The sequence below is a fragment of the Pseudomonas sp. MRSN 12121 genome (assembly GCF_000931465.1).
Classification (GTDB): Bacteria; Pseudomonadota; Gammaproteobacteria; order Pseudomonadales; family Pseudomonadaceae; genus Aquipseudomonas.
This window is the reverse complement of record NZ_CP010892.1, coordinates 5,809,014-5,833,590: the sequence shown is the minus strand read 5'-3', so window position 1 is coordinate 5,833,590 and position 24,577 is coordinate 5,809,014. Positions and strand designations below refer to the sequence as shown.

The following is a 24,577-nucleotide window of genomic DNA, read 5'->3' as shown; positions in this document are numbered from 1 at the left end:
GCCGGCTGTCGAGGGCATGACCATTTCGTCATTTTGCCCGGGGGACCGGCCCGGGCCGGCTATCATCAGCCACGATGTTTTTCACAGGCAGGGGGCTTTCATGGGCGCAGGGCACAGTCACGGACAGGTTCGGGCCGGACACGAACGCAAGTTATGGATGGCCCTGGGGCTGACGGGCAGCTTCATGATCGCCGAGGTGATCGGCGCCTTCGTCACGGGCAGCCTGGCGCTGTTGTCCGATGCCGCGCACATGATGACCGACGCGCTGGCGCTGGCGATTTCCCTGGTGGCGATCCAGATCGGCAAGCGCGCGGCCGACCGCAAGCGCACCTTCGGCTATGCGCGCTTCGAGATTCTCGCCGCGGCGTTCAACGCCATCCTGTTGTTCGTGGTGGCCTTCTACATCCTGTACGAGGCCTGGCAGCGGCTGTCGGCGCCAGCGGAAATCCAGTCGACGGGGATGCTGGTGATCGCGGTGCTGGGGCTGATCGTCAACCTGATTTCCATGCGCCTGCTGGCCACGGCGAGCGGCGAGAGCCTCAACGTCAAGGGCGCTTACCTGGAGGTGTGGAGCGACATGCTCGGCTCCCTCGGGGTGATCATCGCGGCGCTGGTGATCATGTTCACCGGCTGGGGCTGGGTCGACTCGGTGGTGGCGGCGGCCATCGGTTTCTGGGTGCTGCCGCGGACCTGGACGTTGCTGCGCGAGAGCATGAACGTGCTGTTGCAAGGGGTGCCGGACGGCCTCGATATCGATCAGGTCGAGCAGGCCATCCGCGCCATAGACGGGGTGACAGATATCCACGACCTGCACCTGTGGGCCCTGACCAGCGGCAAGAACGTGATGAGCGCGCACCTGGTGGCCGACCTCGGGCGACGCAGCGAGCAGCAGATCCTGGGCGAGGTTACCGAACTGATGCATGAAAGGTTCGAGATCTCCCATGTGACGGTCCAGGTCGAACAGGCCGGCTTTCATGAACAGGGGCATGAAGAACACGTGCATTGATCCCGGTGCCGCTCTTGAGGGCGCCGGAGGTCCTGCGGACCTATCGCAGCCTCGCTGGCGCTCGACAGCGGCTACACCGATCGTGTTTGCCGAACTTCTGTAGCCGCTGCGGAGCCTTGGCGAGGCTGCGATCGACCGCGGAGCGGGCGCAGGATCTCGAGGTCGCTGGAGGACCTGCGGTCCTATCGCAGCCTCGCTGGCGCTCGACAGCGGCTACACCACCGCGTCACCGAACTTCTGTAGCCGCTGCCGAGCCTTGGCGAGGCTGCGAACGACCTGGGCGGCATTCCGACGAAGCGGGCGCAGGATCTCGAGGTCGCTGGAGGACCTTCGGTCCTATCGCAGCCTCGCTAGTGCTCGACAGCGGCTACAGCGATCGTGTCTGCCGAATCTTTCAATCGCGTTCTTCGAGCACGTAGCCGACGCCGCGCAGGGTGTGGATCAGCTTGCTCTCGAACGGGTCGTCGATCTTGGCACGCAGGCGGCGGATCGAGACTTCCACCACATTGGTGTCGCAATCGAAATTCATGTCCCAGACGAACGAGATGATCTGGGTCCGCGACAGCACCACGCCGGTCTGGCGCATCAGCAGGTGCAGCAGGGCGAATTCCTTGGTGGTCAGGTCGATGCGTTGCTTGCCGCGAAAGGCCCGGTGACGCCCCTGGTCCAGCTCCAGGTCGGCCACCCGCAGCACATCCGGCGTCGGTGACTGCTCGCTGCGCCGCAGCAGGCTGCGCACCCGCGCCAGCAGTTCGGGGAACTCGAACGGCTTGACCAGGTAATCGTCGGCGCCCAGGTCCAGGCCCTTGATCCGGTCGACCAGCCGCCCCTGGGCGGTGAGCATCATGATCCGCGTATTGCTGTTCTGGCGAATGCGCTGCAGCACCCCCCAACCGTCCAGCTCCGGCAGATTGACGTCGAGGATCACCAGGTCGTAGGCGTGCTGGCGGGTCAGGTGCAGGCCGTCGGCGCCATTGCTGGCGCAATCGACGACATAGCCGCTTTCGCTCAATCCCTGATGCAAGTAGTCGGCAGTTTTCGGTTCATCCTCGATCACCAGAATGCGCATGCTGATAGTAGCCTCGGTGTTTGCTGCGGTGGAGAGAGCCAATAACTTCGATTGAAGTAACGGATTGCGCCGTTCAACTTTCAAAGTTTGAAAGTGTGGTGCGGGGGGAAGTTGTTTCTCTATATTTCAAGTTGTTGGCTTACTTCATTCGCTATTGATTCGATTGCTGGGATGTTAATACAGAAGCCCGAGGTAGAGCGTTTGCTAACGGATTTGTAATTTTTGCGCCACCCTGTCGATAAGTACTGAACGCTACATTTGGCCGGCACTTGATACGCACCTGTTAATTGTTTTACAGGCGCGGTGTTGAGGTGTCGTGTCGCTTCGATTGCTTCGCGCCGCTCAGCCCCCGCCGTCACTCTGTATCGGTAAGGGGCCAGAAAGCGTTATGCCAACCACCATTAAGAAACTTGCCTGGATAGTCGGTGCCTTGTCCGGCTGCCTGCTGTTGGCCAGTGCCTCGTTGCAGCAAGCCGCGGCGGCCGAGAACGGGGTGCTGAGCCTCGACACCGCCCTGGCGGAGGCCTTCGCCAACAACCCCGACCTGGCCGCCGCACGCTGGGAAATCGACATTGCCCAGGGCGGTCGGCAGCAGGCCGGGCTGATCCCCAACCCGGTGTTGTCCTGGGACGCCGAAGACACCCGCCGCAGTTCGCGCACCACCACCGTCAAGCTCAGCCAGACCCTGGAACTGGGCGGCAAGCGCGGGGCGCGCATCGATGTCGCCAGCCGTGCCCAGGACGCCGCGGCGCTGGAGCTGGCACGCCAGCGCAACCAGTTGCGCGCCGATGTGATCGCCGCCTACTACGGGGCCGTGCGCGCCCAGGAACGCAGCGCCCTGGCCGGCCGCTCCCTGGCCCTGGCCGAGCGCGGCCTGACGGTGGCCAAGGGGCGGGTGAGCGCGGGCAAGGCCTCGCCGGTGGAGGCTACCCGCGCCCAGGTCCAGCTGTCGGAAGTGCGCCTGGAACTGAGTCGCGCCGAGATGGACCAGGCCAATGCCTATCGCCAGCTGGCGACCGTGACCGGCGCCGCCAGCACCAACTTCAGCGCGGTCGCCGAGCCATCCGGCGCGTTGCCGCCGCTGCCCCCTCCGGCGCAATTGCTGGCCCGCTTGCCGGAGACCACCGAACTGCGTCTGGCCGAGATGCAGGTGGTGCAGCGCGAGGCCTCCCTGGGGCTGGAAAAGACCCAGCGCATTCCCGACCTCGATATCAGCGTGGGCAGTCAGTACGACGCCAGCGTGCGCGAGCGGGTCAACGTGGTCGGGGTGTCGATGCCGCTGCCGCTGTTCAACCGCAACCAGGGCAACGTGCTGTCGGCCGCGCGCCGTGCCGACCAGGCCCGTGACCTGCGCAACGCCGCGGAGCTGCGCCTGCGCGCCGAAACCCGGCAGGCCCTCGATCAATGGAGTACCGCCAGCAGCGAAGTGCAGTCGTTCAACCAGGTGATCCTGCCGGCCGCGCAAAACGCCGTGGACACCGCCACCCGAGGTTTCGAGATGGGCAAGTTCAACTTCATCGAGGTCCTCGACGCCCAGCGCACGCTGATCAGTGCGCGGACCCAGTACATCGCCGCCGTGGCCCAGTCCACCGATGCCTGGGTGCGCATCGAACGCATCTACGGTGACCTCGCCGGCACCGACCGCGCGCTGTGAGAGCGCTGGCGTTCGTCCTGCTGGGCCTCGGCGGGTTGTTGTTCACGGACTGCAGCATGTCGGTCCGGGTCGAGGAAACCCAGGCCCACTGGTGCCTGCATGAGCTGCATCGGGCGCTGGGCGATTTCTTTTTTCCACAGGCCTCGTGACGCGCCGTTGTTGGCGGACGGCGGTCGAGTCGATTTTTTCAGGAGCATTCATGGACAAGAAACGAAACATTGCCTTGGCGCTGGCCGTGGCCGTCGCGCTCGGCGTGGCCGGGCTGGTGTGGCAACGGCCGTTCCAGGAGGCGCCGCTGGTCGCGCAGGCAGAACCCGCAACCAAGGCCGACACGCACAAGGACGGCGAGACGCATCAGGAAGGCGAAGGGGAGCCGCAGGGCGAGGCCCATGCCGAGGAGGAAGGCAAGGTCGAGCTCAGCGCCGAGCAGATCCAGGCCGCCGGGATTCAACTGGCCACGGCCGCGCCGCGCGACCTCAGCAGCCTGCTGACGCTGCCGGGGGAGATCCGCTTCGACGAAGACCGCACCTCGCATATCGTGCCGCGCGCGGCCGGGGTGGTGGAGTCGGTGGCGGCCAATCTCGGCCAGACGGTGAAGAAGGGCGACCTGCTGGCGGTAATCGCCAGCCAGCAGATTTCCGACCAGCGCAGCGAGCTGGCCGCCGCCGAGCGCCGGGTCGAACTGGCACGCACCACCTTCCAGCGCGAACGCCAGCTGTGGGTCGACCAGATCTCCGCCGAGCAGGATTACCTGCTGGCGCGGCAGACCCTGCAGGAGGCGGAAATCGCCCTGAACAACGCCCGGCAGAAAATGACCGCCCTGAGCGGCAGCACCGTGCTGGCCGGGGGCAACCGCTATGAAATGCGCGCGCCGTTCGACGGCGTGGTGGTGGAGAAACACCTGAGCGTCGGCGAGGTCGTGGGCGAGACCAGCGCGGCGTTCACCTTGTCCGACCTGTCCCGCGTGTGGGTCACCTTCGGCGTGTTTCCCAAGGACCTGAACAAGGTCCGGGTAGGCAAGCCGGTGCGGGTGCAGTCCACGGAACTGGGCACCCAGGTGCAGGGCACCGTGGCCTATGTCGGCAGCCTGCTGGGCGAGCAGACCCGGACCGCCACGGTGCGGGTCACCGTGCCCAACCCGGACGACCTGTGGCGACCGGGGCTGTTCGTCTCGGTGCAGGTGGCGACCGACACCTACCAGGCTGGGGTCACCGTGCCGCAGGAGGCGATCCAGACCGTGGAGGACAAGCCGTCGGTATTCGTGCGGGTCGCCGATGGCTTCCAGGCCATGCCCGTGGTGCTGGGCGGCAGCGAAGGCGGCTTCGTCGAAATCAAGGAAGGGTTGCAGGCCGGGGTGCAGGTGGCGGCCGCCGGCAGCTTCATCCTCAAGTCCGAACTGGGCAAAGGCTCGGCCGAGCATGGCCATTGACCTGCCTTATCAGCCCACGTTTCCCTGGAGAATGACTTCCCATGTTTGAACGCATCATTCAATTCGCCATCGAGCAGCGCATCGTCGTGCTGCTAGCGGTGCTGCTGATGGCCGCGGTGGGCATCGGCAGCTACCAGAAACTGCCGATCGACGCGGTGCCGGACATCACCAACGTCCAGGTCCAGGTCAACGCCAGCATGCCCGGCTATTCGCCGCTGGAAACCGAGCAGCGCATCACCTACCCGGTGGAAGTGGCCATGGCCGGCCTGCCGGGCCTGGAGCAGACGCGCTCGACTTCGCGCTCGGGCCTGTCCCAGGTCACGGTGATTTTCAAGGAAGGCACCGACCTGTACTTCGCCCGGCAACTGGTCAACGAGCGCCTGCAAGTGGCCCGCGAGCAGTTGCCCGAAGGCGTGGAGGCGAGCATGGGGCCGATCTCCACGGGCCTCGGCGAGATCTTCTTCTGGACGGTGGAAGCCGAGCCGGGCGCGCGCAAGGAAGACGGTACGCCCTACACCCCCACCGACCTGCGGGTGATCCAGGACTGGGTCATCGCCCCGCAACTGCGCAACGTGCCGGGGGTGGCCGAGATCAACACCATCGGCGGTTTCGCCAAGCTCTATCAGATCGCCCCGGACCCCAAGCGGCTGGCGGCCTACAACCTGACCCTGAGCGACCTGATGACCGCCCTGGACCGCAACAACGCCAACGTCGGCGCCGGCTACATCGAGCGCAACGGCCAGCAGTTGCTGATCCGCGCGCCGGGGCAGGTCAAGTCCATCGAAGACATCGCCAACATCGTGATCAACACCGTGGACGGTACGCCGATCCGCGTCAGCAACGTGGCGAGCGTGGATATCGGCCGTGAACTGCGCACCGGCGCGGCCACCGAGAACGGCCGCGAAGTGGTGCTCGGTACGGTGTTCATGCTGGTGGGGGAAAACAGCCGCACAGTGTCCCGGGTGGTGGCGGAAAAACTCGCCGAGATCAACCGTTCGCTGCCCCAGGGCGTGACGGCGGTTACCGTGTACGACCGCACCAACCTGGTGGACAAGGCCGTGGCCACGGTGAAGAAGAACCTGATCGAAGGCGCGCTGCTGGTCATCGCCATCCTGTTCCTGTTCCTGGGCAATATCCGCGCTGCGCTGATCACCGCGATGGTGATTCCGCTGGCCATGCTGTTCACCTTCACCGGCATGTTCACCAACAAGGTCAGTGCCAACCTGATGAGCCTCGGCGCGCTGGACTTCGGCATCATCGTCGACGGCGCGGTGGTGATCGTCGAGAACGCCATTCGCCGCCTGGCCCACGCCCAGCAGCACCATGGGCGCATGCTCACCCGTTCCGAGCGCCTGCACGAAGTCTTCGCCGCGGCCAAGGAAGCACGGCGGGCGCTGATCTTCGGGCAGTTGATCATCATGGTGGTGTACCTGCCGATCTTCGCCCTGTCCGGCGTGGCCGGGAAGATGTTCCACCCGATGGCCTTCACCGTGGTGATCGCCTTGCTGGGGGCGATGATCCTGTCGGTGACCTTCGTGCCGGCGGCGATCGCGCTGTTCGTCACGGGCAAGGTCAAGGAGGAAGAAAACTTCGTCATGCGCGGTGCGCGCCGCGGCTACGAGCCGGTGCTGCGCTGGGTCATGAGCCATCGTTCGCTGGCCTTTGGCCTGGCGTTTCTCAGCGTGCTGGTCTCGGGCCTGGTGGCCAGCCGCATGGGCAGCGAATTCATCCCCAGCCTGAGCGAAGGCGACTTCGCCCAGCAGGCGATGCGCGTGCCGGATGCCAGCCTGACGCAATCGGTGGAGATGCAGAAAACCCTGGAGAAGACCCTGCTGGCCCAGGTGCCGGAAATCGAGCGGGTATTCGCCCGGACCGGGACCGCCGAGATCGCCTCGGACGTGATGCCGCCGAACATTTCCGATGCCTACCTGATGCTCAAGCCGAAGGAGCAATGGCCGGACCCGAAAAAGTCGCGCGAGGCGATCATTGCCGACATCGAGCGGGCCAGCAACAGCCTGCCGGGTAACGTCTACGAGCTGTCGCAACCGATCCAGCTGCGCTTCAACGAGCTGATTTCCGGGGTGCGCAGCGACGTCGCGGTGAAGGTCTTCGGCGACGACATGGACGTGCTGAACCAGACCGCCGAACAGATCTCGCAGACGCTGCAGAAGATCGATGGCGCCGCCGAAGTGAAGGTGCAGCAGACCACCGGCCTGCCGGTGCTGACGGTGAATGTCGACCGCGACAAGGCCGCGCGTTTCGGCCTCAATGTCGGCGATGTGCAGGACGCCGTGGCGATTGCCGTGGGTGGGCGCAAGGCGGGCATCCTGTACGAGGGCGACCGGCGCTTCGACATGCTGGTGCGCATGGCCGATAACTTGCGCACCGACATCGACGGCCTGTCGCGCCTGTTGATCCCGGTGGCGGCCACGGCGAACAGCGTCAACGGCCAGCTGGGCTTCATCGCCCTGTCGGAAGTGGCCAGCGTCGACCTGGTACTCGGCCCGGCGCAGGTCAGCCGCGAGAACGGCAAGCGCCTGGTGATCGTCAGCGCCAACGTGCGCGGACGGGACATGGGCTCCTTCGTCGAGGAGGCGACCCAGGCCATCGGCGCCCAGGTGAAGATCCCGACCGGTTACTGGATCACCTGGGGCGGCCAGTTCGAGCAGTTGCAGGAGGCCTCCAAGCGCCTGGAGATCGTGGTGCCGGTGGCGCTGCTGCTGGTGTTCGGCCTGTTGTTCATGATGTTCAACAACCTCAAGGATGGGTTGCTGGTGTTCACCGGGATTCCCTTCGCCCTGACCGGCGGGATCATGGCCCTGTGGCTGCGCGACATACCGCTGTCGATCTCGGCGGGGGTGGGGTTCATCGCGCTGTCGGGGGTGGCGGTGCTCAACGGCCTGGTGATGATCGCCTTTATCCGCGGCCTGCGCGAAGAGGGCCGGATGCTCGCCGCGGCGGTCAACGAAGGCGCGCTGACCCGCCTGCGGCCGGTGCTGATGACCGCCCTGGTGGCATCGCTGGGGTTCATCCCCATGGCCCTGGCCACCGGCACCGGCGCCGAAGTGCAGCGGCCGCTGGCCACGGTGGTCATCGGCGGCATCATCTCGTCCACCGCCCTGACCCTGCTGGTACTGCCGGCGCTCTACCACTGGGCGCACCGCAAGGAAGAAGAGCAAGAGCTGCAGGAACTGCTGAACGACTGACCCTCGCCCAGCCTCCCCGAACCCCGCCTCGGCCATCCGCAGGCGGGGTTTTCTTTGTCGCCTTCGGATAACCCTGTAGCCGCTGCCGAGCCTTGGCGAGGCTGCGATCGACCGCGAAGCGGGCGCAGGATCTTGAGGGCGCTGGAGGACCTTCGGTCCTATCGCAGCCTCGCTGGCGCTCGACAGCGGCTACAGAGCCCGCGTTGTCCCTGAGTTTGGATGTTCCTGTATTCGGATATCCCTGTAGCCGCTGCCGAGCCCTGGCGAGGCTGCGATCGACCGCGAAGCGGGCGCAGGATCTTGAGGGCGCTGGAGGACCTTCGGTCCTATCGCAGCCTCGCTGGCGCTCGGCAGCGGCTACAGGGTTCGTGTTGTGCCTGCCGTTGTTACAGGCGATTCGGAAACATTCGCTGAAAGAGTGCTCCTGCCCGCCCAGCCAGGAGCGTCTAGGTTGAGGTAACTGACCTGCATGGAGAGCAAAGGATTGCTTGTCCACTCCAATGGCCACCGTCTGCTCAAAGGGCGGGTATCGGAAGTTGGCCGCGTCTATTCGATGACGCTGGTGACTGAGCAACGGCGTCCGATATTTCGCGACTTTCGTGTGGGGCGCCTGGCGGTCGATCAGCTTCGGCAGATGCATGAAGCCGGGCGTGTGCGCTCATTGGCCTGGGTCGTGATGCCCGATCATCTTCACTGGTTGTTTGAATTGCGCGATCGATCCCTGGGCGACGTGATGGGGTGGTTCAAATCCAGGAGCAGCCTGCTGATCAATCGGCATCTCGGCAGCCAGGGGCGCCTTTGGCAAAAGGGGTATCACGATCGCGCCCTGCGCAAGGAAGAAGACCTGAAGGCTATTGCCCGCTACATCATTTTCAACCCGGTACGAGCGGGGCTCGTTCAACGTCCTGGCGACTATCCGCTCTGGGATGCCATCTGGCTTTGAGTGGCGGCTACAGAGTCCGCGTTGTCCCTGCGTCTGGATGTTCCTGCATTCGGATATCCCTGTAGCCGCTGCCGAGCCTTGGCGAGGCTGCGATCGACCTGGGCGGCATTCCGACGAAGCGGGCGCAGGATCTTGAGGCTGTTGGAGGACCTGCGGTCCTATCGCAGCCTCGCTGGCGCTCGGCAGCGGCTACAAGGTTCGAGCGATTGGGCCTGTCGGGCTTGCGGTGTGGGGGGAAATGCCGGGCAAAAAAAAGCGCCCTGGGAGGGCGCTAAAAATTCATCTCTTTCCAAAGGAGCATTCAAAAAACGCTTCAAGAGATGAATGTGCTCGGGGCCGGCGTCACGGGCTGGATGGACGCTCGGGGCTATGAATGCTGGCCTGCTCGGAGCGGGCCGGGGTGTCGCGGTGCCCGGTCTCCGGGGCGCCTGGCTGGTTGAGCCAGAACTGTTGCAATGCGTGACTGAAGCGTTCGCTGTCGGCAGCTGCCTGGGCCTTGCCGGACGGGGCGGGCAACGCAATGGAAGGCTTCAATGCAGGGTCTCCCGGCCAGTGATGGAGCGGCGTGGTGAACAGCCGCCTCAGAATGGGCTTCAGTATACGAAGGCCAACCTGACGGGAAGGTGAGGCGGATATTACAGTTCTGAAAGATGCGGGTCTGTGAATAAGTTTTAACGCCGGGCAGGCGTCCTGCCCGTCCGGCGCGCAGGCTCAGAGAATCGCCAGCGGGTACTCGACGATCAGGCGGAACTCATCCAGGTCCGACTCGAACGCACTGGAGCGGATGGTCGCCTGGCGGATGCGCAGCGACAGGTCCTTGAGGGTGCCGCCCTGGAATACGTACTTGGCCTCGATATTCCGTTCCCAGCGGCGCTGGTCGGTCAACGGGTTGCCCTCGGCGTCGCGGCGCATGTAGACCGAGTTGGCGTTGCTGTAGTCGGCGTCGGTGCCTTTGGCGTAGCGGGTCATGAACGACAGGCCGGGGATGCCGTAGGTCTCCATGTCGAGGTCGTAGCGAACCATCCACGAACGTTCCTTGGGCGAGTTGAAGTCGCTGTACTGGATCGAGTTGTCGAGGAAGATCGAGTCCGACTGGCGCAGGTAGTCGAAGTCGTCGTCGCCGTTGTTGCGCTGGTGCGACAGGGACAGGGTATGGGCGCCATAGGTGGCGCCGACCTTGGCGCTCCAGATGTTGTTGTTGAGTTCGCCGAGCAGTTTCTTGCCTTCGTCGACGGCCTTGTAATAGTTGAAGCCGGCGAACAGCGAGAACTCGTCCGAGACCGGCCAGGTGGCCGCGGTGCCGAAGTAGTACTGATCCCAGGCATCCTTCAGGCGGCTGCTGTAAAGGCTGAAGCTGAGGTGCTTGTTCAGGGTGTAGTCGCCACCGAAGTAGGCGACCCAGGGCGAGTCGACCTTGCCCGCATAGAAGGTGGCGAAACCGTCGCGCAGGCTGCTGCTGTCGGGCTGGCTCATGCTGTGCAGGCGTCCGGCCTGCAGGTCGAGGCCCTCGATGCTGGTGTTTTCCACGGTCACGCCGCGAAAGCTTTCCGGCATCAGGCGCGAGTCGCCGTAATGCACCACCGGGGTTTTCGGGAACACGTCACCGACCTTGACCACGGTATCGAGCAGGCGCATTTTCGCCGCCCCGCCGACCTTGCTGTAGTCGTCTTCCGGCTTGTTGTCGCTGTCCACCGGCAGCATGCCGAACGAGCCGCGGCCACCGCTGCGGCCGCCGCCCGAATCGAGCTTGAGGCCGTACATGACGAAGGCATCCAGGCCGAAGCCGACGGTGCCCTGGGTGAAGCCGGACTCGAACTTGCCGATCAGCGCCTGGGCCCAGGCTTCCGAGTAGCCGTTGCCGGTAGGGCTGGACTGGCCTTTGCGGTCGTCGCGGTTGAAGTAGTAGTTGCGGGCCAGCACGTTGAGGCTGCTGCCTTCGATAAAGCCTTCGGGTTTTTCCTGGGCGGCGCTCACGGCCAACGGGCCGAGCCCCAGTGCCGCGGTAAACACGGACAGGGACAAGCGGGTATGGGTACGCATGTTGTTTGCTCCTGGATAGGGCAGCGATCAGCTGATATGTCGCCTGGGGCGTTCTTGTTAGTTGTACTCGCGGACCGTCTGGTTAACGGCCGGAGTCGACGCCGATAGTTGCAAACAACAGATAACGCGGAGGTGACCCGGGAATTACAATTTTGCAAGATTATCAATCTGAATTTATTTGGGGTAATGGTCGCAGGCCTTGTTTTATAAGGGCTCTGTTGGTGTTGAAGAATGAAGTTCGAGTTTCTTACATATAAGTAATGTAGGCGTGATCTTCCTGACAGGGTCCGCTGGTTATCCTCGTTGCAACTAACCACAGCGAGGAAAGTGTCATGAAACTATTTAAATTGAGTATTGCCGCCCTGGTACTTTCGATGTCGTCCCTGGCCATGGCCGAGGGCGGTGGCGACCGCACCTTCGAGCGGGCCATGAAGGAAAACGAGCGGGCCATGGCGGCCTATGCGGCGAAGCAGGGCAAGGAAGCCCCGGTGGTCGAGGACTACACCTACGAGAAGAAGCTGGATATCAAGAAGGTGGTCAACGTCACGCCGCCGATCAAGTCCTGTGATGTCGTGCCGTCGCGCATGACCTACGAGGACTCGGCGGGCAAGCTCAACACCATCGAGTACAGCGTGCTGGGGGTATGCCGTACCAACGGCAGTTGAACGGGCTGCCTATGTGCGATGAATTGCGAGCATTGGACCCCGGGTCGATCGATCGAGATGTAGTTGAGTATTTTCTGACCAGTGCTCGCTGCGCGTGCTTCAAGCAGGCGGCGCGCAGCCTGAATACCCGCGTGACCGTGTTGCGCAAGCAGTTGCGACTCTTGGAGGAGCGCCTCGGTGGCCCGCTGTTTGTCTACCGCCAGAACGTCCTGCGCCTGACCCTCAAGGGCCAGCGACTGCAGACGCTGCTGACGGCGCAACGACAAGTTCCCGAATTCCCCGGATCCGGCCGCGCGGCAGTGCCCGTGGTGCGCCTGATAGCGGCTGACGCCCTGTTGCATGACCTGGTGCTGCGCGACCTGCTGGCCTTTGTGCGGCGCAATGCGGCCGTGCGCCTGGACCTGGAAATCTCCAGCGAGCCCCATGCCAGCGCGCGCCCGGCGGACATCCTGCTCTGGCTCGCCGAGCCCGCCAGCCCGCGGCCCGATCCCGGTTTCGCCACCACCACACCCATCGCCCTGGCCCGGATCGGCTACCAGGCCTGCATGGCCAAGCGCTACTCGCGAGAGGCGGCCTTGCCCAGCCTGGTCAGCCACCTGGACGACTACATGTTGGTGCAGGTGCGCGAGTACCTGCAGGTCGCGGCGCTGGAGCCCTGGAACCGACTGGTGCGCCAGCGCCCGGCCGGCGTGGCGCAGGTGCATACCCATGAGCTGGCGCTGGAAATGATCCGGCGTGGTGCCTGCATTGGTGTGCTACCAGCCTATATCACTGCCCTGGACAGCAATCTGCTGGCGCTTCCGGCGCTGTTCCCGCCGATGCAGCGCAACGCCTGGTTGAGCACCCATGCGCTGGCGGCCGGGCGGCCCGAGGTACAGGCCATCGTGAGGTTGATCCGCCAGGCGTTCGAGGCGCGCCAGGAGTGGTTCTGACCGCGTGTCTGGGCGTTTTCCCTCGGACGATGGCCGGCATCCGCAGTCGGGTTTTATCCACCGCTTTCAAAAGTTGAAATGTTTCTGACATATCCGCGGCCGCCAGCGACGCGATGTTGTCCCGCAAACCCCTGTCTACAAGTGCCGTACCCCTCATGAAGTCGAGCCCGGCTTAGTTGTCATCGAATCATCTTTTTAATAAACAAAAAGTGTCATGTGGGATTCCCAGGATCGCCCACGGTCAACCTGATCCAGCCGCTGAAGTTGCCGGTTACAGGTGGCCGCCACACTAAAAGCCAAATCGGGAGTCTCGAATGTTTATTAAAAAACTCTATATGGGGTTGGGGAACGGTATTGCCTGGGGTCTGATCGGCGCGACCCTGTCTGCGACGGCCCAGGCCGGCACAGTGACCACCGATGGGGCCGATATTGTGTTGAAGACCAAGGGCGGCCTGGAGCTGTCGACCACCGACAAGGAGTTCAGCTTCAAGTTGGGCGGCCGCGTGCAGGCGGACTACGGCACCTTCGACGGTTATTACACGCGCAACGGCAATTCCGCGGACGCGGCGTACTTTCGCCGGGCCTACCTGGAGCTGGGCGGCACGCTTTATCGGGACTGGAAATATCAGATCAACTACGACCTTTCCCGGAACGTGGGCAACGACAGTACCGGCTATTTCGACGAGGGCAGCCTGACCTACACCGGCTTCAACCCGCTGAACCTGAAAGTGGGGCGCTTCTACACCGACTTCGGCCTGGAAAAGGCCACCAGCTCCAAGTGGGTCACCGCCCTGGAGCGCAATCTGTCCTACGACGTGGCGGAATGGATCAACGACAACAGCGGCATGGGCGTGCAGGCCAACGGCGTGGTGGGCGGCATGGCGTACCTGTCCGGTAGTGTATTCAGCGAAAACAACAACGACACCGATGGCGACAGCGTCAAGCGCTACAACCTGCGCGGGGTGTTCGCCCCACTGCACGAATCCGGCAATGTCCTGCATATCGGCGCCCAGTACGCTTATCGAGATCTCGCGGACGCGGCCGTCGATACCCGCATCCGTTCGCGCATGGGCATGCGCGGGGTGGAGACCAATGGCGGCAACAGCGCCGGCAGCAATGGCAATCGCGCGGTGTTTGGCGGCAGCACGGCGCAGCAGGGGCTGTGGACGGACGATTCGGTGTGGGGTGTCGAAGGGGCCTGGGCGCTGAACGCGTTCTCGGTCCAGGCGGAATACCTGCGCCGCACGCTCAAGGCCGATGCCGCGCAAAGCGATATAAAAGCCTCAGGCTATTATGCGCAATTGGCCTATACCCTCACCGGCGAGCCACGGATCTACAAGCTGGACGGGGCCAAGTTCGACACCATCAAGCCGCAGGACAAGCAGTGGGGCGCGTGGGAGCTGTTCTACCGCTACGACTCGATCACCGTCGAGGACGACAACGTGGTGGTCAGCAGCGCTACGCGCCAGGTCGGCGATACCGAGGGCAAGACCCATACCCTGGGGGTCAACTGGTACGCCAACGAAGCCCTGAAGCTCAGCGCCAACTACGTCAAGGCGCGCACCGATAACCTCAGCAACGCGGTGGGCGACGACACCGGCGACGGCCTGGTGATGCGCATGCAATACCAGTTCTAGAGCCTTGGCCCGGACGCCTTCGACGCAGGGCAAGGTCTTCGCGCCAGCGCTCGCGAGGACCTTGCCGCAAGTGCCCGGCCCCGTTGGCGTTCAATAGCGGTTCGAGAGGCGAAAATATTTTTTCCGACACGGGCGACGGGGCCTCCAGAAAAATTCGCCAATGCCGATGGAGAAGCTAAGTTGTTCTTAAAACCTCCCCTCATCGGTGCATCCCATGTTCAACAAAAGCCTGAAGCAGGAGCTGTTGGCTCTACGCGAGGAACTCTCGAGCCTGCAGCAAGTGAAAGAGAGTCTCGACAGCGAGATGCTGGTGCTGAGCCTGGATCCCGATGGACGCATTCTTTCGACCAACGACAACTTCAACCAGGAGATGCTCTACAGGAGCAGCGATCTGGTCGGCCGGCACATCGAAGATATCGTGCCGGCCCACGTCAAGGCCGACGAGTTCCATCACCGCTTCAAGGCGGCGCTGACCCGTGGCGAGCACTTTGCCGGGGCGGTGCGCCTGCTGCGCGGCAACGGCCAGGAGGCCTGGCTGCGTTCGATCTCCCAGCCGGTCCGCGATTCCCAGGGGCGGATCAAGCATTTTTCGATCTATTCCAGCGACCTGACCCGCACCATCGAGGCCTCTCGCGAGCACGAGAACCTGATCGGCGCGCTGGTGCGTTCCACCGCGGTGATCGAATTCGACCTCAACGGCAACGTGCTGAGCGCCAACGAGCGCTTCCTCCAGGGCATGGGCTACAACCTGGCGCAGATCCAGGGCAAGCATCACCGGATGTTCTGCGAACCCGAGGAATACAACAGCCCGGACTACCAGGCGTTCTGGAAGCGCCTGAACGCCGGCGAGTTCGTCGCCGGGCGCTTCAAACGCATCGACAGCCATGGCCGCGTGGTCTGGCTGGAGGCCTCCTACAACCCGGTGGTGGACGCCAACGACCGCCTCTACAAAGTGGTGAAATTCGCCACCGTGATCACCGACCAGGTGAACCAGGAGCAGGCCGTCGCCGAGGCGGCGAACATCGCCTACAGCACCTCGCTGCAAACCGACAACAGCGCCCAGCGCGGCACCACCGTGGTCACCGAGGCGGTGAATGTGATGCGCGACCTGGCCAAGCACATGCAGCAGGCCGGCGAGGGGATCGAGGCACTCAACGAGCAGTCGCTGGTGATCGGCACCATCGTCAAGACCATCAGCGGCATTGCCGAACAGACCAACCTGCTGGCGCTCAACGCGGCCATCGAGGCGGCGCGGGCCGGCGAGCAGGGGCGTGGCTTCGCGGTGGTGGCCGACGAGGTCCGGCAACTGGCCTCGCGCACCAGCAAGGCCACCGACGAGATCGTCGGCGTGGTGCGCCAGAACCAGGACATGGCGCGCGAAGCGGTGGCGCTGATGACCGACGGCAAGGCCCAGGCCGAGCAGGGCCTGGCCCTGGCCGCCGAAGCCGGTACGGTGATCGTGGAGATCCAGGACGGCGCGCAGAAAGTGGTGGATGCCGTCGGCCAGTTCGCCAGCCAGTTGTCGAACTGAGTGTCGCCCGAGCCGGAGCCCGAGGCTGTCGGGCCCTGGCTCCGGGTGGCCGCTGAGCGCTGTGGCGCAGGCGGTCCGAGCCTGGGTTGATCACCTTTCTGACAGTCTTCTAGGATATTTCCTATCTATGCCATGGATGAATCTCAAAGCCTCTTGAGCGCGTCAAGAATGCTTTCGCAACGCCGATGCTGAGGCTGCTGCAGTCTCCAATCACAGGCTATCGGTGTATCCATGTTCAATAAACGTCTGAATCAGAAGCTCCTTGCCTTGAGCGAGGCGTTTCGCGCGCTTGAGCAGGTCAAGGAAGGTTTCGAGCGCAGCTTGCTCGGTATCGAGTTCGACCCGCAGCGCCGGGTGCTCTCGGTGAACCGCAATTTCGCCCAGTGCATGCATTATTCCCCCGAGGCGCTGCTGGGCGGCTCCATCGAGCCGCTGCTGCCGGACGACGCCCGCCCCGAAGAGGCGCACGGGCGTTTCCTGGCGGCAATCGGCGCCGGCGAGCCATTCGCCGAGACCCTGCGCCTGCGCCGCGGCGACGGCAGCGATGCCTGGCTGAACCTGATCCTGCAGCCGATCTTCAATGGCGAACGCCAGCTCCAGTCGTTCTCGCTGCACGCCAACGATGTGACCGAGACCGTGCAACGCACCTGCGAACACGACAACCTGATCGCGGCCCTGTTGCGCTCGACCGCGGTGATCGAGTTCGACCTCAAGGGCCGGGTGCTGACCGCCAACGAGCGTTTCCTGGGCTGCATGGGCTACAGCCTCGAACAGATCCTGGGGCAGAACCACAGCCTGTTCTGCGAGCCGCAGGAGTACAACAGCCCGAGCTACCAGACGTTCTGGGCCCGCTTGAATGCCGGCGAGTATGTGGCCGACCGCTTCAAGCGTATCGACAGCCAGGGCCGGGTGGTCTGGCTCGATGCCTCGTACAACCCGGTGGTCGATGCCAACGGCAAACTCTACAAGGTGGTGAAGTTCGCCACGGTGATCACCGAGCAGGTCAAGCAGGAGCAATCGGTCGCCGAGGCGGCGGACATCGCCTACTCCATCTCGCAACAGACCGACAGCAGCGCCCAGCGCGGCTCCTCGGTGGTGACCGAAGCCGTGGAGGTGATGCGCGACCTGGCCACCCACATGCAGCAGGCCAGCGACGGCATCGAGGCGCTGAACGAGCAGTCGCGGGTGATCGGCAGCATCGTCAAGACCATCAGCGACATTGCCGAGCAGACCAACCTGCTGGCGCTCAACGCGGCCATCGAGGCGGCCCGCGCGGGCGACCAGGGCCGTGGCTTCGCCGTGGTGGCGGACGAGGTCCGGCAGCTGGCCTCGCGCACCAGCAAGGCCACCGAGGAAATCGTCGGCGTGGTGCGGCGCAACCAGGACATGGCGCGCGACGCCGTGGTGCTGATGGCCGGCGGCAAGACCCAGGCCGAGCAGGGCCTGGCCCTGGCCGCCGAGGCCGGCACGGTGATCGTCGAGATCCAGGACGGTGCGCAGAAGGTGGTGAGTGCGGTCGGCCAGTTCGCCCACCAGCTGTCCGGCTGAGGTTCCGGCCGGGCGCGGGCGTCAGTCCCGTCCTTCGTCTTCGAGATGGGGGGCGAGCAGGGTTTCGAACCATTCGACAAAGGCATTGAGCCGCCGCGAGCGGTGGTTGCGGTTGGGGTAGAGCGCGGAAATCGCCATGGGCGCGGGGCGATAATCCGGCAGCACTTCCACCAGTTCGCCGCGTTCGAGCAGGTACTGCACGTCGAAGCGCGGGATCTGCATCAGGCCCAGCCCGGCCCGGCAACAGGCGATGTAGTTCTCGGCGTTGTTGACGATGACCCGGCTGGGCAGGCCGAGCTCCAGCTCGCGGCCGTCGGCGCGGTATTCCCAGGGTTGTTCGCGGCCGGTGCTGGGCGCCCCGTAGCCGACCATCCAGTGGCCGTCGGCCAGGTCGCCTGGGGTTTGGGGCGCGCCGTGTTCGGCCAGGTAGGCGGGGCTGGCGCAGTTGATCAGGGCCAGGTGGCCCAGGCGGCGGACGATCAGGCTGCTGTCGCGCAGGGCGCCGACGCGGATCGCGCAATCGACGCCTTCCTGCACCAGGTCGATGGCGCGGTCGGTGGAGCCCAGCGCCAGTTTCAGCCCGGGGTAGCGGGCGAAGAGCCGGGGCAGGGCGGGGGCGATCAGGCGGCGGGCGATGCGGCTGGGCACATCGATGTTGAGCCGGCCGAAGACATCCTGCTGACGGGTGTGAAACAGCTGCTCGAGCTCTACCGCGTCGCTCAGCAACAGGCGTGCGCGCTCCAGCAGGATCGCGCCATCGGCGGTCAGCTGTACCTGGCGCGTGGTGCGGTGCAACAGGCGGGTGGCGAGGGCGGTTTCCAGTTGCTGGACCGCGGCCGACACCGTGGCCCTGGGCAGTTCAAGTGCGTGCGCGGCCTTGATGAAGCTGCCCATTTCGGCCACCTGGATGAACACACGGTATTGCTCGAGCTTGTCCATGGATGAGGCGTGTTCCGAAGCTGGGTATTGTAGGAGCGAGGCTTGCCCGCGATTGCGATCTGCCTGACACACCGCTATCGCGGGCAAGCCTCGCTCCTACGAGATGGCGTTGTTTCCCCAAGCGCCAATCTACCTTGCGCCCCGGCGGATTACCCGCCTCGATGGCAACCGTCGATCAGAAGGCTGGCCTCACTTGGTGGTGTAGCCGCCGTTGATCAACAGGGTCTGGCCGGTGATCCACCAGCCGTCGGTGACCAGATGACGAATGAAGGGCACCACATCCTCGATGTCGGTCAGGCCGGTCTTGCTCACGCCGGACAGCGCCGCGGCAGTCTTGTGGTAGGCCACCGCGTCCGCCCCTTCGGCCGGGTAGAAGAACGGCGTGTCCATCGGGCCCGGGCCCACGGCGGTCACCGAGATACCCCGGGCGCCGAACTCCTTGGAGGCCGCGCGGGTGAAGTGTTCCACCGGCGCCTTGGCGCCGCCGTAGGCGGCGTAGAACGGTGTGTAGGCGCCAAGCAGCGAGGTCACCAGCGTGACCAGCTTGCCGTGGTCTTCCAACTGCTTGCCGGCTTCCTTGATAAAGAAGAAAGCACTCTTGGCATTGACCGCGAACATGTCGTCGTACTCGGCTTCGCTGATCTCGACTATGGGTTTCTTCAGGACCTTGCCCACGGTGTTGATGGCGATGTCGATCTTGCCGAAACGCGCCTTGGCGTCGCTGAAGAGTTTCTCCACGGCCGCGGCGGTGGTCAGGTCGGCCTGCCAGGCCTGGGCATCGACCCCCAGGTTCTTGATCGCCGCCACGGTGCGCTCGGCATCGGCCTTGCTGGCGTCGCTGTTGTAATGCACGGCGATGGCCTGGGCGCCGTGGGCGGCCAGGTCCCGGGCGAGCAGGCCGCCCAGGTTCTTCGCGCCGCCGGCAATCAGTGCCACTTTGTTGTTCAGGGAATGATCCGCCATGGAAAAGCTCCTTCAGCCAATGAGGTGAAGGCCCAGTCTAAGCAGCGGCGGCCAGGGGAAAAGCCCGGCCAATCTGGATGGATTGTCCAGGAAAATCGCCCAATCGCGATAAGGTGCCAGGCCCGGATCTCGCTACAATCGGCTCTTTTCCCTGGAGGCTATCCATGAGCGCATCCCATCGTCGGCCAGTTCCCCTGGCCAAGGCCTATCGCCTGTTGAACCACGGGCCGACCGTGCTGGTCAGCGCCGCCCATGGCGGCCAGCGCAACATCATGGCCGCGGCCTGGGCCATGCCCCTGGACTTCGAGCCGCCGAAAGTCGCGGTGGTGCTCGACAAGGCCACCTGGACCCGCCAGTTGCTGGAGGCCAGCGGCACCTTCGTGCTCAACGTGCCGTGCGCCGCCCAGGCCGATATCGTGCAGACCGTCGGTTCCACCTCCGGCCTTGAGCTGAGCCGGGAAAAGGGTCGCGACAAGTTCGAGCTGTATGGCCTGCCGACCTTTGCCGGCGAACTGATCGACGCGCCGCTGCTCGATGGTTGCGTGGCATGGCTGGAATGCCGCCTGTTGCCGGAGCCGCTCAACCATGAGCGTTACGACCTGTTCCTCGGCGAAGTCATCGCCGCCCAGGCCGACGACCGGGTGTTCAGCGAGGGCCGCTGGCATTTCACCGGGCACGATGCCCTGCGCACCCTGCACCATGTAGCGGGCGGGCACTTCCTGACCATCGGCGACGCCGTGGACGGCAAGACCCTGCCAGGTCTGTCGTAACCTGTGGCCCCGTAACCCCGTAACCCCGTAACCCCGTAACCCCGTAACCCCGTAACCCCGTAATCCTGTAGCCGCTGCCGAGCGCAGCGAGGCTGCGATCGGGCGCGCAGCGGCCGCAACGGCGAACATCCCGTTCCCCCTGGCAAACCGCATGCACAGGCTTTGCGAGGACTACGTCCTCGATCGCAGCCTCGCAGGCTCGGCAGCGGCTACAGCGACCACAGGGGCGTGGGGTTACCAGCTGACGCTGTTCAGCGCTTCGGCGAATACCTTGAGTTTGGGCGAGTACTGGCGCGATGGTGGGTACACCAGCGACAACGCCCGGCTGCGCCCGGAATAGGCTTGCAGGATCGGCACCAGGCGGCCGTCTGCGAGGGCGTCCTCGACGGCGAAGTTCATCAACTGGGCAATGCCGAAACCACCCAGCACGCCGTCCACCAGGGCGTCGCCGATATCGAAGATCAGCCGGCTGGGCACACTCAGGTCGCGCACCTTGCCGTCGAGCATGAACTGCCAGTCCACCAGGCGCCCGCTGCGCAGGTTGCGCACGGTCAGGCAGTTATGCCGTTGCAGATCGTCCACGGTGTGCGGCGTGCCATGGCGCGCGAGGTAGGCCGGTGACGCCACCGTGACCCAGCGCAGCGGCGCCAGCGGCCGGGCGATCAGGCGCTGGTCCTGGATCTCGCCGGTACGCAGGATGGCGTCGAAGCCTTCGTCGACGATGTCCACCAGGCGGTCGGTCATCACCGCTTCGATGCTCAGGTCCGGGTATTGCTCGGTCAGGCGGCCGATCAGCGGCATCACCACCTTGCGTCCGAACAGCGACGGCGTGCTGATCTTCAGCAGCCCGGTGGGCGAGTCGCGGCGGTCCAGCAGCAGGCTTTCGGTCTGCGCCAGTTCGGCCAGCAGCGGCGTGGCGCGATCCACCAGCAGCTTGCCATCCGGAGTCAGGCTGACACTGCGGGTATTGCGTTGCAGCAGGCGCACGCCCAGCTGCTGCTCCAGGCGCGAAATGGCCCGCGACAGACCGGACTGGGTCAGCCGCAGGTCGCCGGCGGCGCGGGTGAAACTGCGGGTCTCGGCGACCCGGACCAGCAAGCGAACGGCGTTCAGATCCATGATTAAAGTCATCACTGAAAGAGCGATGACGGTATTTATCATCTATTCGGCATCAAAGAAACTGAGGCCCTGATTTTCCGTACAAGGACTGCCGCAATGCCCGTCACTTCCTCTGACGCGCCCTCGGGCCGGATGCTGTTCCTGCTGGCGTGCGCGCAGCTGATCATCGCCCTGGATGCGACCATCGTGTTTGTCGCCTTGCCGGACATCGGCCGCCACCTGGGGTTTTCCGCGCAACAGTTGCAGTGGGTGGTCAGTGCCTACAGCGTGGCCTTCGGCGGCTTCCTGCTGCTGGGCGGTCGGGCGGCCGACCTGTTGGGCAAGCGCCGTTTCTATATCGTCGGGCAAAGCCTTTACGCCCTGGCGTCGCTGGCCGGGGGCCTGGGCGGCAGCGCGTTGCTGCTGGTGCTGGCGCGGGCGGTGCAGGGCGTTGGCGGGGCCCTGTTGTTCCCGGCGACGCTGGCGCTGATCAACAGCCATTACCCCGAGGGGCCGGCGCGTAACCGCGCGTTCGCCGTCTGGAGCGCCGCCTCGGCCGCGGGCCTGGCGCTGGGGGCGTTGCTCGGTGGCGTGCTGACCCAGTGGTGGGGCTGGGAAGCGGTGTTCCTGGTCAACGTACCCCTGGCGGGGGCCTGTGCCTTGCTGGCCCGGCGCTGGATCGCGGCCGATGGCGAGCGCGAGCGCGGGCGGCGCTTCGACCTCGCCGGCGCCCTGACCGTGACGGTGGGCGGCACGCTGCTGGTGTTCGCCATCGTCCAGGGGCCGGAGTGGGGCTGGAGCGCTCCGGCGACCCTGGGCTGCGCGGCCCTGGCGCTGATCCTGCTCGGCCTGTTCGCCGCGATCGAGCGGCGTAGCCGCGACCCGCTGATGCCGTTGCGCCTGCTGGCCCATCGCGAGCTGCGCCTGGCGATGTTTCTCACGGCCCTGTTCATGAGCAGCTTCGGCGTGCAGTACTACTTCCTGGCCTTGTACTTCCAGCAGGTCTACGGCTACAGCGTGCTGCAAAGCGGTGTGGCGTTCTTGCCGGCGACCTTGCTGTGTACCCTGGGCATCTGGCTGGCCGAGCGTTCGTTGCTACGTTTCGGCCTGCGCGGGACCCTGGCCGGCGGCCTGCTCCTGGGGGCGTTGGGCATTGGCGGGGTGTATGTGGCGCTGCCCGATGGGGCGGGGTTCTGGAGCCTGATGCCGGGCATCGTGGTGCTGAGCATCGGCCAGGGCATGACCTGGACCGCCATGTGGGTCTCGGCCGGCCAGGGTATCGCGCCGGGCGAGCAGGGTGTCGCGGCGGGCATCGCTTCCACCAGCCAGCAGATCGGCGGCGCGCTGGGGCTGGCGCTGCTGGTGTCTCTGGCCAACGCCGGGCTGGGTGGTTCGCCGGCGGCTGGCATCGAGCAGGCGGTAGGCGCCAGCGCCTTGCTCTCCCTGCTGGGCGCGGTATTGGCGTTGCGCTTGCGCACCCCGACGGCGCGGGGCCTGCAAGCCGCGGCCGAGCGCGCTTGAGCTCCGGGCGCCAACGCACTACCCATGGCCCCGTAGCCGCTGTCGAGCCTTGGCGAGGCTGCGATCGACTGCGCAGCAGTCGCAAACCCCGGCACCGCGTTTATCCAGGCAGATCGCAGACACAGCCTTGGCGAGGACGCTGTCCTCGATCGCCGCCTCGCCAGGGCTCGGCAGCGGCTACACAAGAGCGTCAGCGTTAAGCGCAGTACACCTCAGACCCACACATCGTTGGCAGCCGTGCGTTCGCCGTCTTCGTCGCCGGTATTGCGCACGCCCTTGGGTTCGATCAACAGCAACTTGACCTCCTGCTCGGCGTACGGCTTGTGCTTCACGCCCTTGGGCACGACAAACATCTCGCCCTGGTTGAGCGTCACCTGGCCGTCGGCAAAGTCGATGCGCAACTGGCCTTCGAGCACGATGAAGGTCTCGTCGGTGTGCTGATGGTCGTGCCAGATGAAGTCCCCTTGCAGCTTCACCAGCTTGAACTGGTAGTCGTTCATTTCGGCGATGACCCGGGGTTGCCAGTGCTCGTTGATCAGGCCGAGTTTGTAGGCGAAGTTCAGGCTCTGGTAGGGGATGGACACAGGGGTGGCTTGGCTCATGGCGTGGCTCCGTAAAGAGGTGATCGGGCCTCTACGGTAATTAGCGCGGTGCCGGGCTTCTTGTACGATTGTGCGTGGCGTGCGGCGCTCAGCGACCGTGCATTTTCAGCCAGCGCGCCGGCGGCAGGCCATAGGTCTTGCTGAATTGCCGGGTCATGTGGCTCTGGTCGGTGAAGCCGGCCAGCAGCGCCGCGCTGACCAGCGACTGGCCTTGCAACAACAGGGCGCGGACCAGGTCCAGGCGGCGCATGGTCAGGTAGCGATAGGGGCTGGTGCCGAACAGCAGGCGAAAATCCCGCGACAGGCTCCAGCGGTCGCGACCGGCATGGGCGGCCAGCTCCTCCAGGGTGATGCTCTGCTCCAGGGCGCTGTGCATGTATTCCCGCGCGCGTTCCGCGGCCTGGTAGTCAAAGCGCTTCGTCGGCCGGGCAACCCCCGACACGGCATTCAGCGCATGGGCCAGGTCGAACAGCGCGTCTTCCTGTTCCAACGGGTCCAGCGGGCTTTCCATGCTGCGCAGCAAGGTGTCGGTGGCGGCGAACAGGCGTGGGTCGGTGGACAGGCCGTTCTTGATGAAGGGCAGCGGCTGGCCGTCGAGGATCTGCTGGATCAGCGCCGGCTCGATATAGAGCATGCGGTAATGGAAGCCGTCCTGGGTGCCGGCCTCGCCGTCGTGGGCCTCATCCGGGTGCAGCACCATGGTCCCGCCCGGCAGGTTATGGCGCCAGCCGCCGCGGTACTGGAAGCTCTGCACGCCGGCCAGGGTGCGACCGATGGCGTAGGTGTCGTGGCGGTGCAGGTCATAGCCATGGCCGGCAAAAAACGCCTCGATACGCTCGAGCCCACGGGCGGGAGGTGCACGGTGGACCCAGTCGGTGCGGGGGGCAGGCTTGCCCATGGAACTGTCCTCGTCGATGACGCCAGGCCAGCACGGTAACCCAGCCCGATGAGCCCGTCACCGGGCATTTGGTGGGCGGGCGACAAACCCGCCGGGGGAAACACGTGCACCGTGCAGCTGCTCATG

21 protein-coding genes and 1 pseudogene are annotated in these 24,577 nt (G+C 64.9%); 14 read left to right on the top strand and 8 right to left on the bottom strand.

Features of this window, described 5'->3' with window-relative positions; all coding sequences use genetic code 11:
• The first annotated feature begins 100 nt into the window (after positions 1-100).
• The gene (locus tag TO66_RS26515; protein ID WP_044465058.1) at positions 101-1,006 is read left to right on the top strand and encodes a cation diffusion facilitator family transporter; all 906 of its coding nucleotides are present in this window, start codon (positions 101-103) and stop codon (positions 1,004-1,006) included.
• Between the two features lie 394 nt (positions 1,007-1,400).
• Here the strand turns inward: TO66_RS26515 and TO66_RS26510 are convergent, their stop codons facing one another.
• On the bottom strand, positions 1,401-2,075 hold the full coding sequence (locus tag TO66_RS26510) for a heavy metal response regulator transcription factor (RefSeq protein WP_044465057.1): 675 nt from the start codon (positions 2,073-2,075) through the stop codon (positions 1,401-1,403).
• 388 nt (positions 2,076-2,463) lie between these two features.
• On the opposite strand from TO66_RS26510, the gene TO66_RS26505 reads away from it, so the two are divergent.
• The 5 genes from TO66_RS26505 (at position 2,464) to TO66_RS26490 (ending at position 9,307) form a co-directional block, all read left to right on the top strand.
• Positions 2,464-3,729 (top strand): TolC family protein, encoded by a 1,266-nt coding sequence (locus tag TO66_RS26505; RefSeq protein WP_044465056.1) that lies wholly within the window; start codon positions 2,464-2,466, stop codon positions 3,727-3,729.
• Positions 3,726-3,878, top strand: coding sequence for a hypothetical protein (locus TO66_RS33500; protein ID WP_156162103.1), 153 nt, complete (start codon positions 3,726-3,728; stop codon positions 3,876-3,878). Before TO66_RS26505 ends, TO66_RS33500 begins: the two co-directional genes overlap by 4 nt.
• Positions 3,879-3,928: 50 nt before the next feature.
• Positions 3,929-5,158 carry an efflux RND transporter periplasmic adaptor subunit gene (locus TO66_RS26500; protein ID WP_044465055.1) on the top strand — a complete coding sequence of 410 codons (1,230 nt, stop codon included), beginning with the start codon at positions 3,929-3,931 and terminating at the stop codon, positions 5,156-5,158.
• 41 nt (positions 5,159-5,199) lie between these two features.
• The gene (locus TO66_RS26495) at positions 5,200-8,364 is read left to right on the top strand and encodes an efflux RND transporter permease subunit (RefSeq protein WP_044465054.1); all 3,165 of its coding nucleotides are present in this window, start codon (positions 5,200-5,202) and stop codon (positions 8,362-8,364) included.
• A 484-nt stretch (positions 8,365-8,848) separates the two neighbouring features.
• Positions 8,849-9,307, top strand: coding sequence for an REP-associated tyrosine transposase (locus TO66_RS26490; RefSeq protein WP_044466166.1), 459 nt, complete (start codon positions 8,849-8,851; stop codon positions 9,305-9,307).
• Positions 9,308-9,649: 342 nt separating this feature from the next.
• Here TO66_RS26490 and TO66_RS26485 read toward each other — a convergent pair whose 3' ends face one another.
• Both TO66_RS26485 and TO66_RS26480 read right to left on the bottom strand, forming a co-directional pair.
• Entirely contained in the window at positions 9,650-9,841 is a 192-nt protein-coding gene (locus TO66_RS26485; RefSeq protein WP_044465053.1) for a hypothetical protein, read from the bottom strand.
• Positions 9,842-10,018: 177 nt separating this feature from the next.
• Positions 10,019-11,347, bottom strand: a complete 1,329-nt coding sequence (locus tag TO66_RS26480; protein ID WP_044465052.1) for an OprD family porin — start codon at positions 11,345-11,347, stop codon at positions 10,019-10,021.
• 332 nt (positions 11,348-11,679) lie between these two features.
• On the opposite strand from TO66_RS26480, the gene TO66_RS26475 reads away from it, so the two are divergent.
• The 6 genes and pseudogenes from TO66_RS26475 (at position 11,680) to TO66_RS34160 (ending at position 17,660) form a co-directional block, all read left to right on the top strand.
• Positions 11,680-12,012, top strand: a complete 333-nt coding sequence (locus tag TO66_RS26475) for a DUF2790 domain-containing protein (RefSeq protein WP_044465051.1) — start codon at positions 11,680-11,682, stop codon at positions 12,010-12,012.
• Entirely contained in the window at positions 11,991-12,944 is a 954-nt protein-coding gene (locus TO66_RS26470; protein ID WP_082061146.1) for a LysR family transcriptional regulator, read from the top strand. Before TO66_RS26475 ends, TO66_RS26470 begins: the two co-directional genes overlap by 22 nt.
• A 314-nt stretch (positions 12,945-13,258) precedes the next feature.
• Positions 13,259-14,581, top strand: coding sequence for an OprO/OprP family phosphate-selective porin (locus tag TO66_RS26465; protein WP_082061145.1), 1,323 nt, complete (start codon positions 13,259-13,261; stop codon positions 14,579-14,581).
• 214 nt (positions 14,582-14,795) lie between these two features.
• Positions 14,796-15,572: pseudogene (locus tag TO66_RS34355) on the top strand (PAS domain-containing protein); the annotation flags it as partial.
• A gap of 108 nt (positions 15,573-15,680) precedes the next feature.
• Entirely contained in the window at positions 15,681-16,112 is a 432-nt protein-coding gene (locus TO66_RS34350) for a methyl-accepting chemotaxis protein (protein WP_409077203.1), read from the top strand.
• A gap of 231 nt (positions 16,113-16,343) precedes the next feature.
• Positions 16,344-17,660 carry a PAS domain-containing methyl-accepting chemotaxis protein gene (locus TO66_RS34160; protein WP_044465049.1) on the top strand — a complete coding sequence of 439 codons (1,317 nt, stop codon included), beginning with the start codon at positions 16,344-16,346 and terminating at the stop codon, positions 17,658-17,660.
• A gap of 21 nt (positions 17,661-17,681) precedes the next feature.
• Here TO66_RS34160 and TO66_RS26450 read toward each other — a convergent pair whose 3' ends face one another.
• Entirely contained in the window at positions 17,682-18,599 is a 918-nt protein-coding gene (locus TO66_RS26450; protein ID WP_044465048.1) for a LysR family transcriptional regulator, read from the bottom strand.
• A gap of 189 nt (positions 18,600-18,788) precedes the next feature.
• The gene (locus TO66_RS26445) at positions 18,789-19,562 is read right to left on the bottom strand and encodes an SDR family oxidoreductase (RefSeq protein WP_044465047.1); all 774 of its coding nucleotides are present in this window, start codon (positions 19,560-19,562) and stop codon (positions 18,789-18,791) included.
• Between the two features lie 164 nt (positions 19,563-19,726).
• Between TO66_RS26445 and TO66_RS26440 the strand changes: the two genes are divergently transcribed.
• Positions 19,727-20,332: a flavin reductase family protein gene (locus tag TO66_RS26440; protein WP_044465046.1), complete on the top strand. Its 606-nt coding sequence runs from the start codon at positions 19,727-19,729 to the stop codon at positions 20,330-20,332.
• 234 nt (positions 20,333-20,566) lie between these two features.
• On the opposite strand, the gene TO66_RS26435 is transcribed toward TO66_RS26440, so the two are convergent.
• The gene (locus TO66_RS26435; protein ID WP_044465045.1) at positions 20,567-21,451 is read right to left on the bottom strand and encodes a LysR family transcriptional regulator; all 885 of its coding nucleotides are present in this window, start codon (positions 21,449-21,451) and stop codon (positions 20,567-20,569) included.
• Positions 21,452-21,547: 96 nt separating this feature from the next.
• Here TO66_RS26435 and TO66_RS26430 point away from each other — a divergent pair, with 96 nt between their 5' ends.
• Positions 21,548-22,951, top strand: a complete 1,404-nt coding sequence (locus tag TO66_RS26430) for an MFS transporter (protein ID WP_044465044.1) — start codon at positions 21,548-21,550, stop codon at positions 22,949-22,951.
• 212 nt (positions 22,952-23,163) lie between these two features.
• Here TO66_RS26430 and TO66_RS26425 read toward each other — a convergent pair whose 3' ends face one another.
• Entirely contained in the window at positions 23,164-23,553 is a 390-nt protein-coding gene (locus TO66_RS26425; RefSeq protein WP_044465043.1) for a cupin domain-containing protein, read from the bottom strand.
• A gap of 88 nt (positions 23,554-23,641) precedes the next feature.
• The gene (locus TO66_RS26420) at positions 23,642-24,451 is read right to left on the bottom strand and encodes an AraC family transcriptional regulator (protein WP_044465042.1); all 810 of its coding nucleotides are present in this window, start codon (positions 24,449-24,451) and stop codon (positions 23,642-23,644) included.
• Positions 24,452-24,577: the final 126 nt, after the last annotated feature.

Excerpts from the sequence above, each read along its gene's own strand:
- TO66_RS26480 (WP_044465052.1), bottom strand. The coding sequence starts at position 11,347 with ATGCGTACCCATACCCGCTTGTCCCTGTCCGTGTTTACCGCGGCACTG.
- TO66_RS26515 (WP_044465058.1), top strand. The coding sequence starts at position 101 with ATGGGCGCAGGGCACAGTCACGGACAGGTTCGGGCCGGACACGAACGC.
- TO66_RS26495 (WP_044465054.1), top strand. The coding sequence starts at position 5,200 with ATGTTTGAACGCATCATTCAATTCGCCATCGAGCAGCGCATCGTCGTG.
- TO66_RS34350 (WP_409077203.1), top strand. The coding sequence starts at position 15,681 with ATGCGCGACCTGGCCAAGCACATGCAGCAGGCCGGCGAGGGGATCGAG.
- TO66_RS26420 (WP_044465042.1), bottom strand. The coding sequence starts at position 24,451 with ATGGGCAAGCCTGCCCCCCGCACCGACTGGGTCCACCGTGCACCTCCC.
- TO66_RS34160 (WP_044465049.1), top strand. The coding sequence starts at position 16,344 with ATGTTCAATAAACGTCTGAATCAGAAGCTCCTTGCCTTGAGCGAGGCG.
- TO66_RS26425 (WP_044465043.1), bottom strand. The coding sequence starts at position 23,553 with ATGAGCCAAGCCACCCCTGTGTCCATCCCCTACCAGAGCCTGAACTTC.
- TO66_RS26430 (WP_044465044.1), top strand. The coding sequence starts at position 21,548 with ATGCCCGTCACTTCCTCTGACGCGCCCTCGGGCCGGATGCTGTTCCTG.
- TO66_RS26465 (WP_082061145.1), top strand. The coding sequence starts at position 13,259 with ATGTTTATTAAAAAACTCTATATGGGGTTGGGGAACGGTATTGCCTGG.
- TO66_RS26445 (WP_044465047.1), bottom strand. The coding sequence starts at position 19,562 with ATGGCGGATCATTCCCTGAACAACAAAGTGGCACTGATTGCCGGCGGC.
- TO66_RS26450 (WP_044465048.1), bottom strand. The coding sequence starts at position 18,599 with ATGGACAAGCTCGAGCAATACCGTGTGTTCATCCAGGTGGCCGAAATG.
- TO66_RS26475 (WP_044465051.1), top strand. The coding sequence starts at position 11,680 with ATGAAACTATTTAAATTGAGTATTGCCGCCCTGGTACTTTCGATGTCG.
- TO66_RS26435 (WP_044465045.1), bottom strand. The coding sequence starts at position 21,451 with ATGGATCTGAACGCCGTTCGCTTGCTGGTCCGGGTCGCCGAGACCCGC.
- TO66_RS26440 (WP_044465046.1), top strand. The coding sequence starts at position 19,727 with ATGAGCGCATCCCATCGTCGGCCAGTTCCCCTGGCCAAGGCCTATCGC.
- TO66_RS26470 (WP_082061146.1), top strand. The coding sequence starts at position 11,991 with ATGCCGTACCAACGGCAGTTGAACGGGCTGCCTATGTGCGATGAATTG.
- TO66_RS26510 (WP_044465057.1), bottom strand. The coding sequence starts at position 2,075 with ATGCGCATTCTGGTGATCGAGGATGAACCGAAAACTGCCGACTACTTG.
- TO66_RS26500 (WP_044465055.1), top strand. The coding sequence starts at position 3,929 with ATGGACAAGAAACGAAACATTGCCTTGGCGCTGGCCGTGGCCGTCGCG.
- TO66_RS26505 (WP_044465056.1), top strand. The coding sequence starts at position 2,464 with ATGCCAACCACCATTAAGAAACTTGCCTGGATAGTCGGTGCCTTGTCC.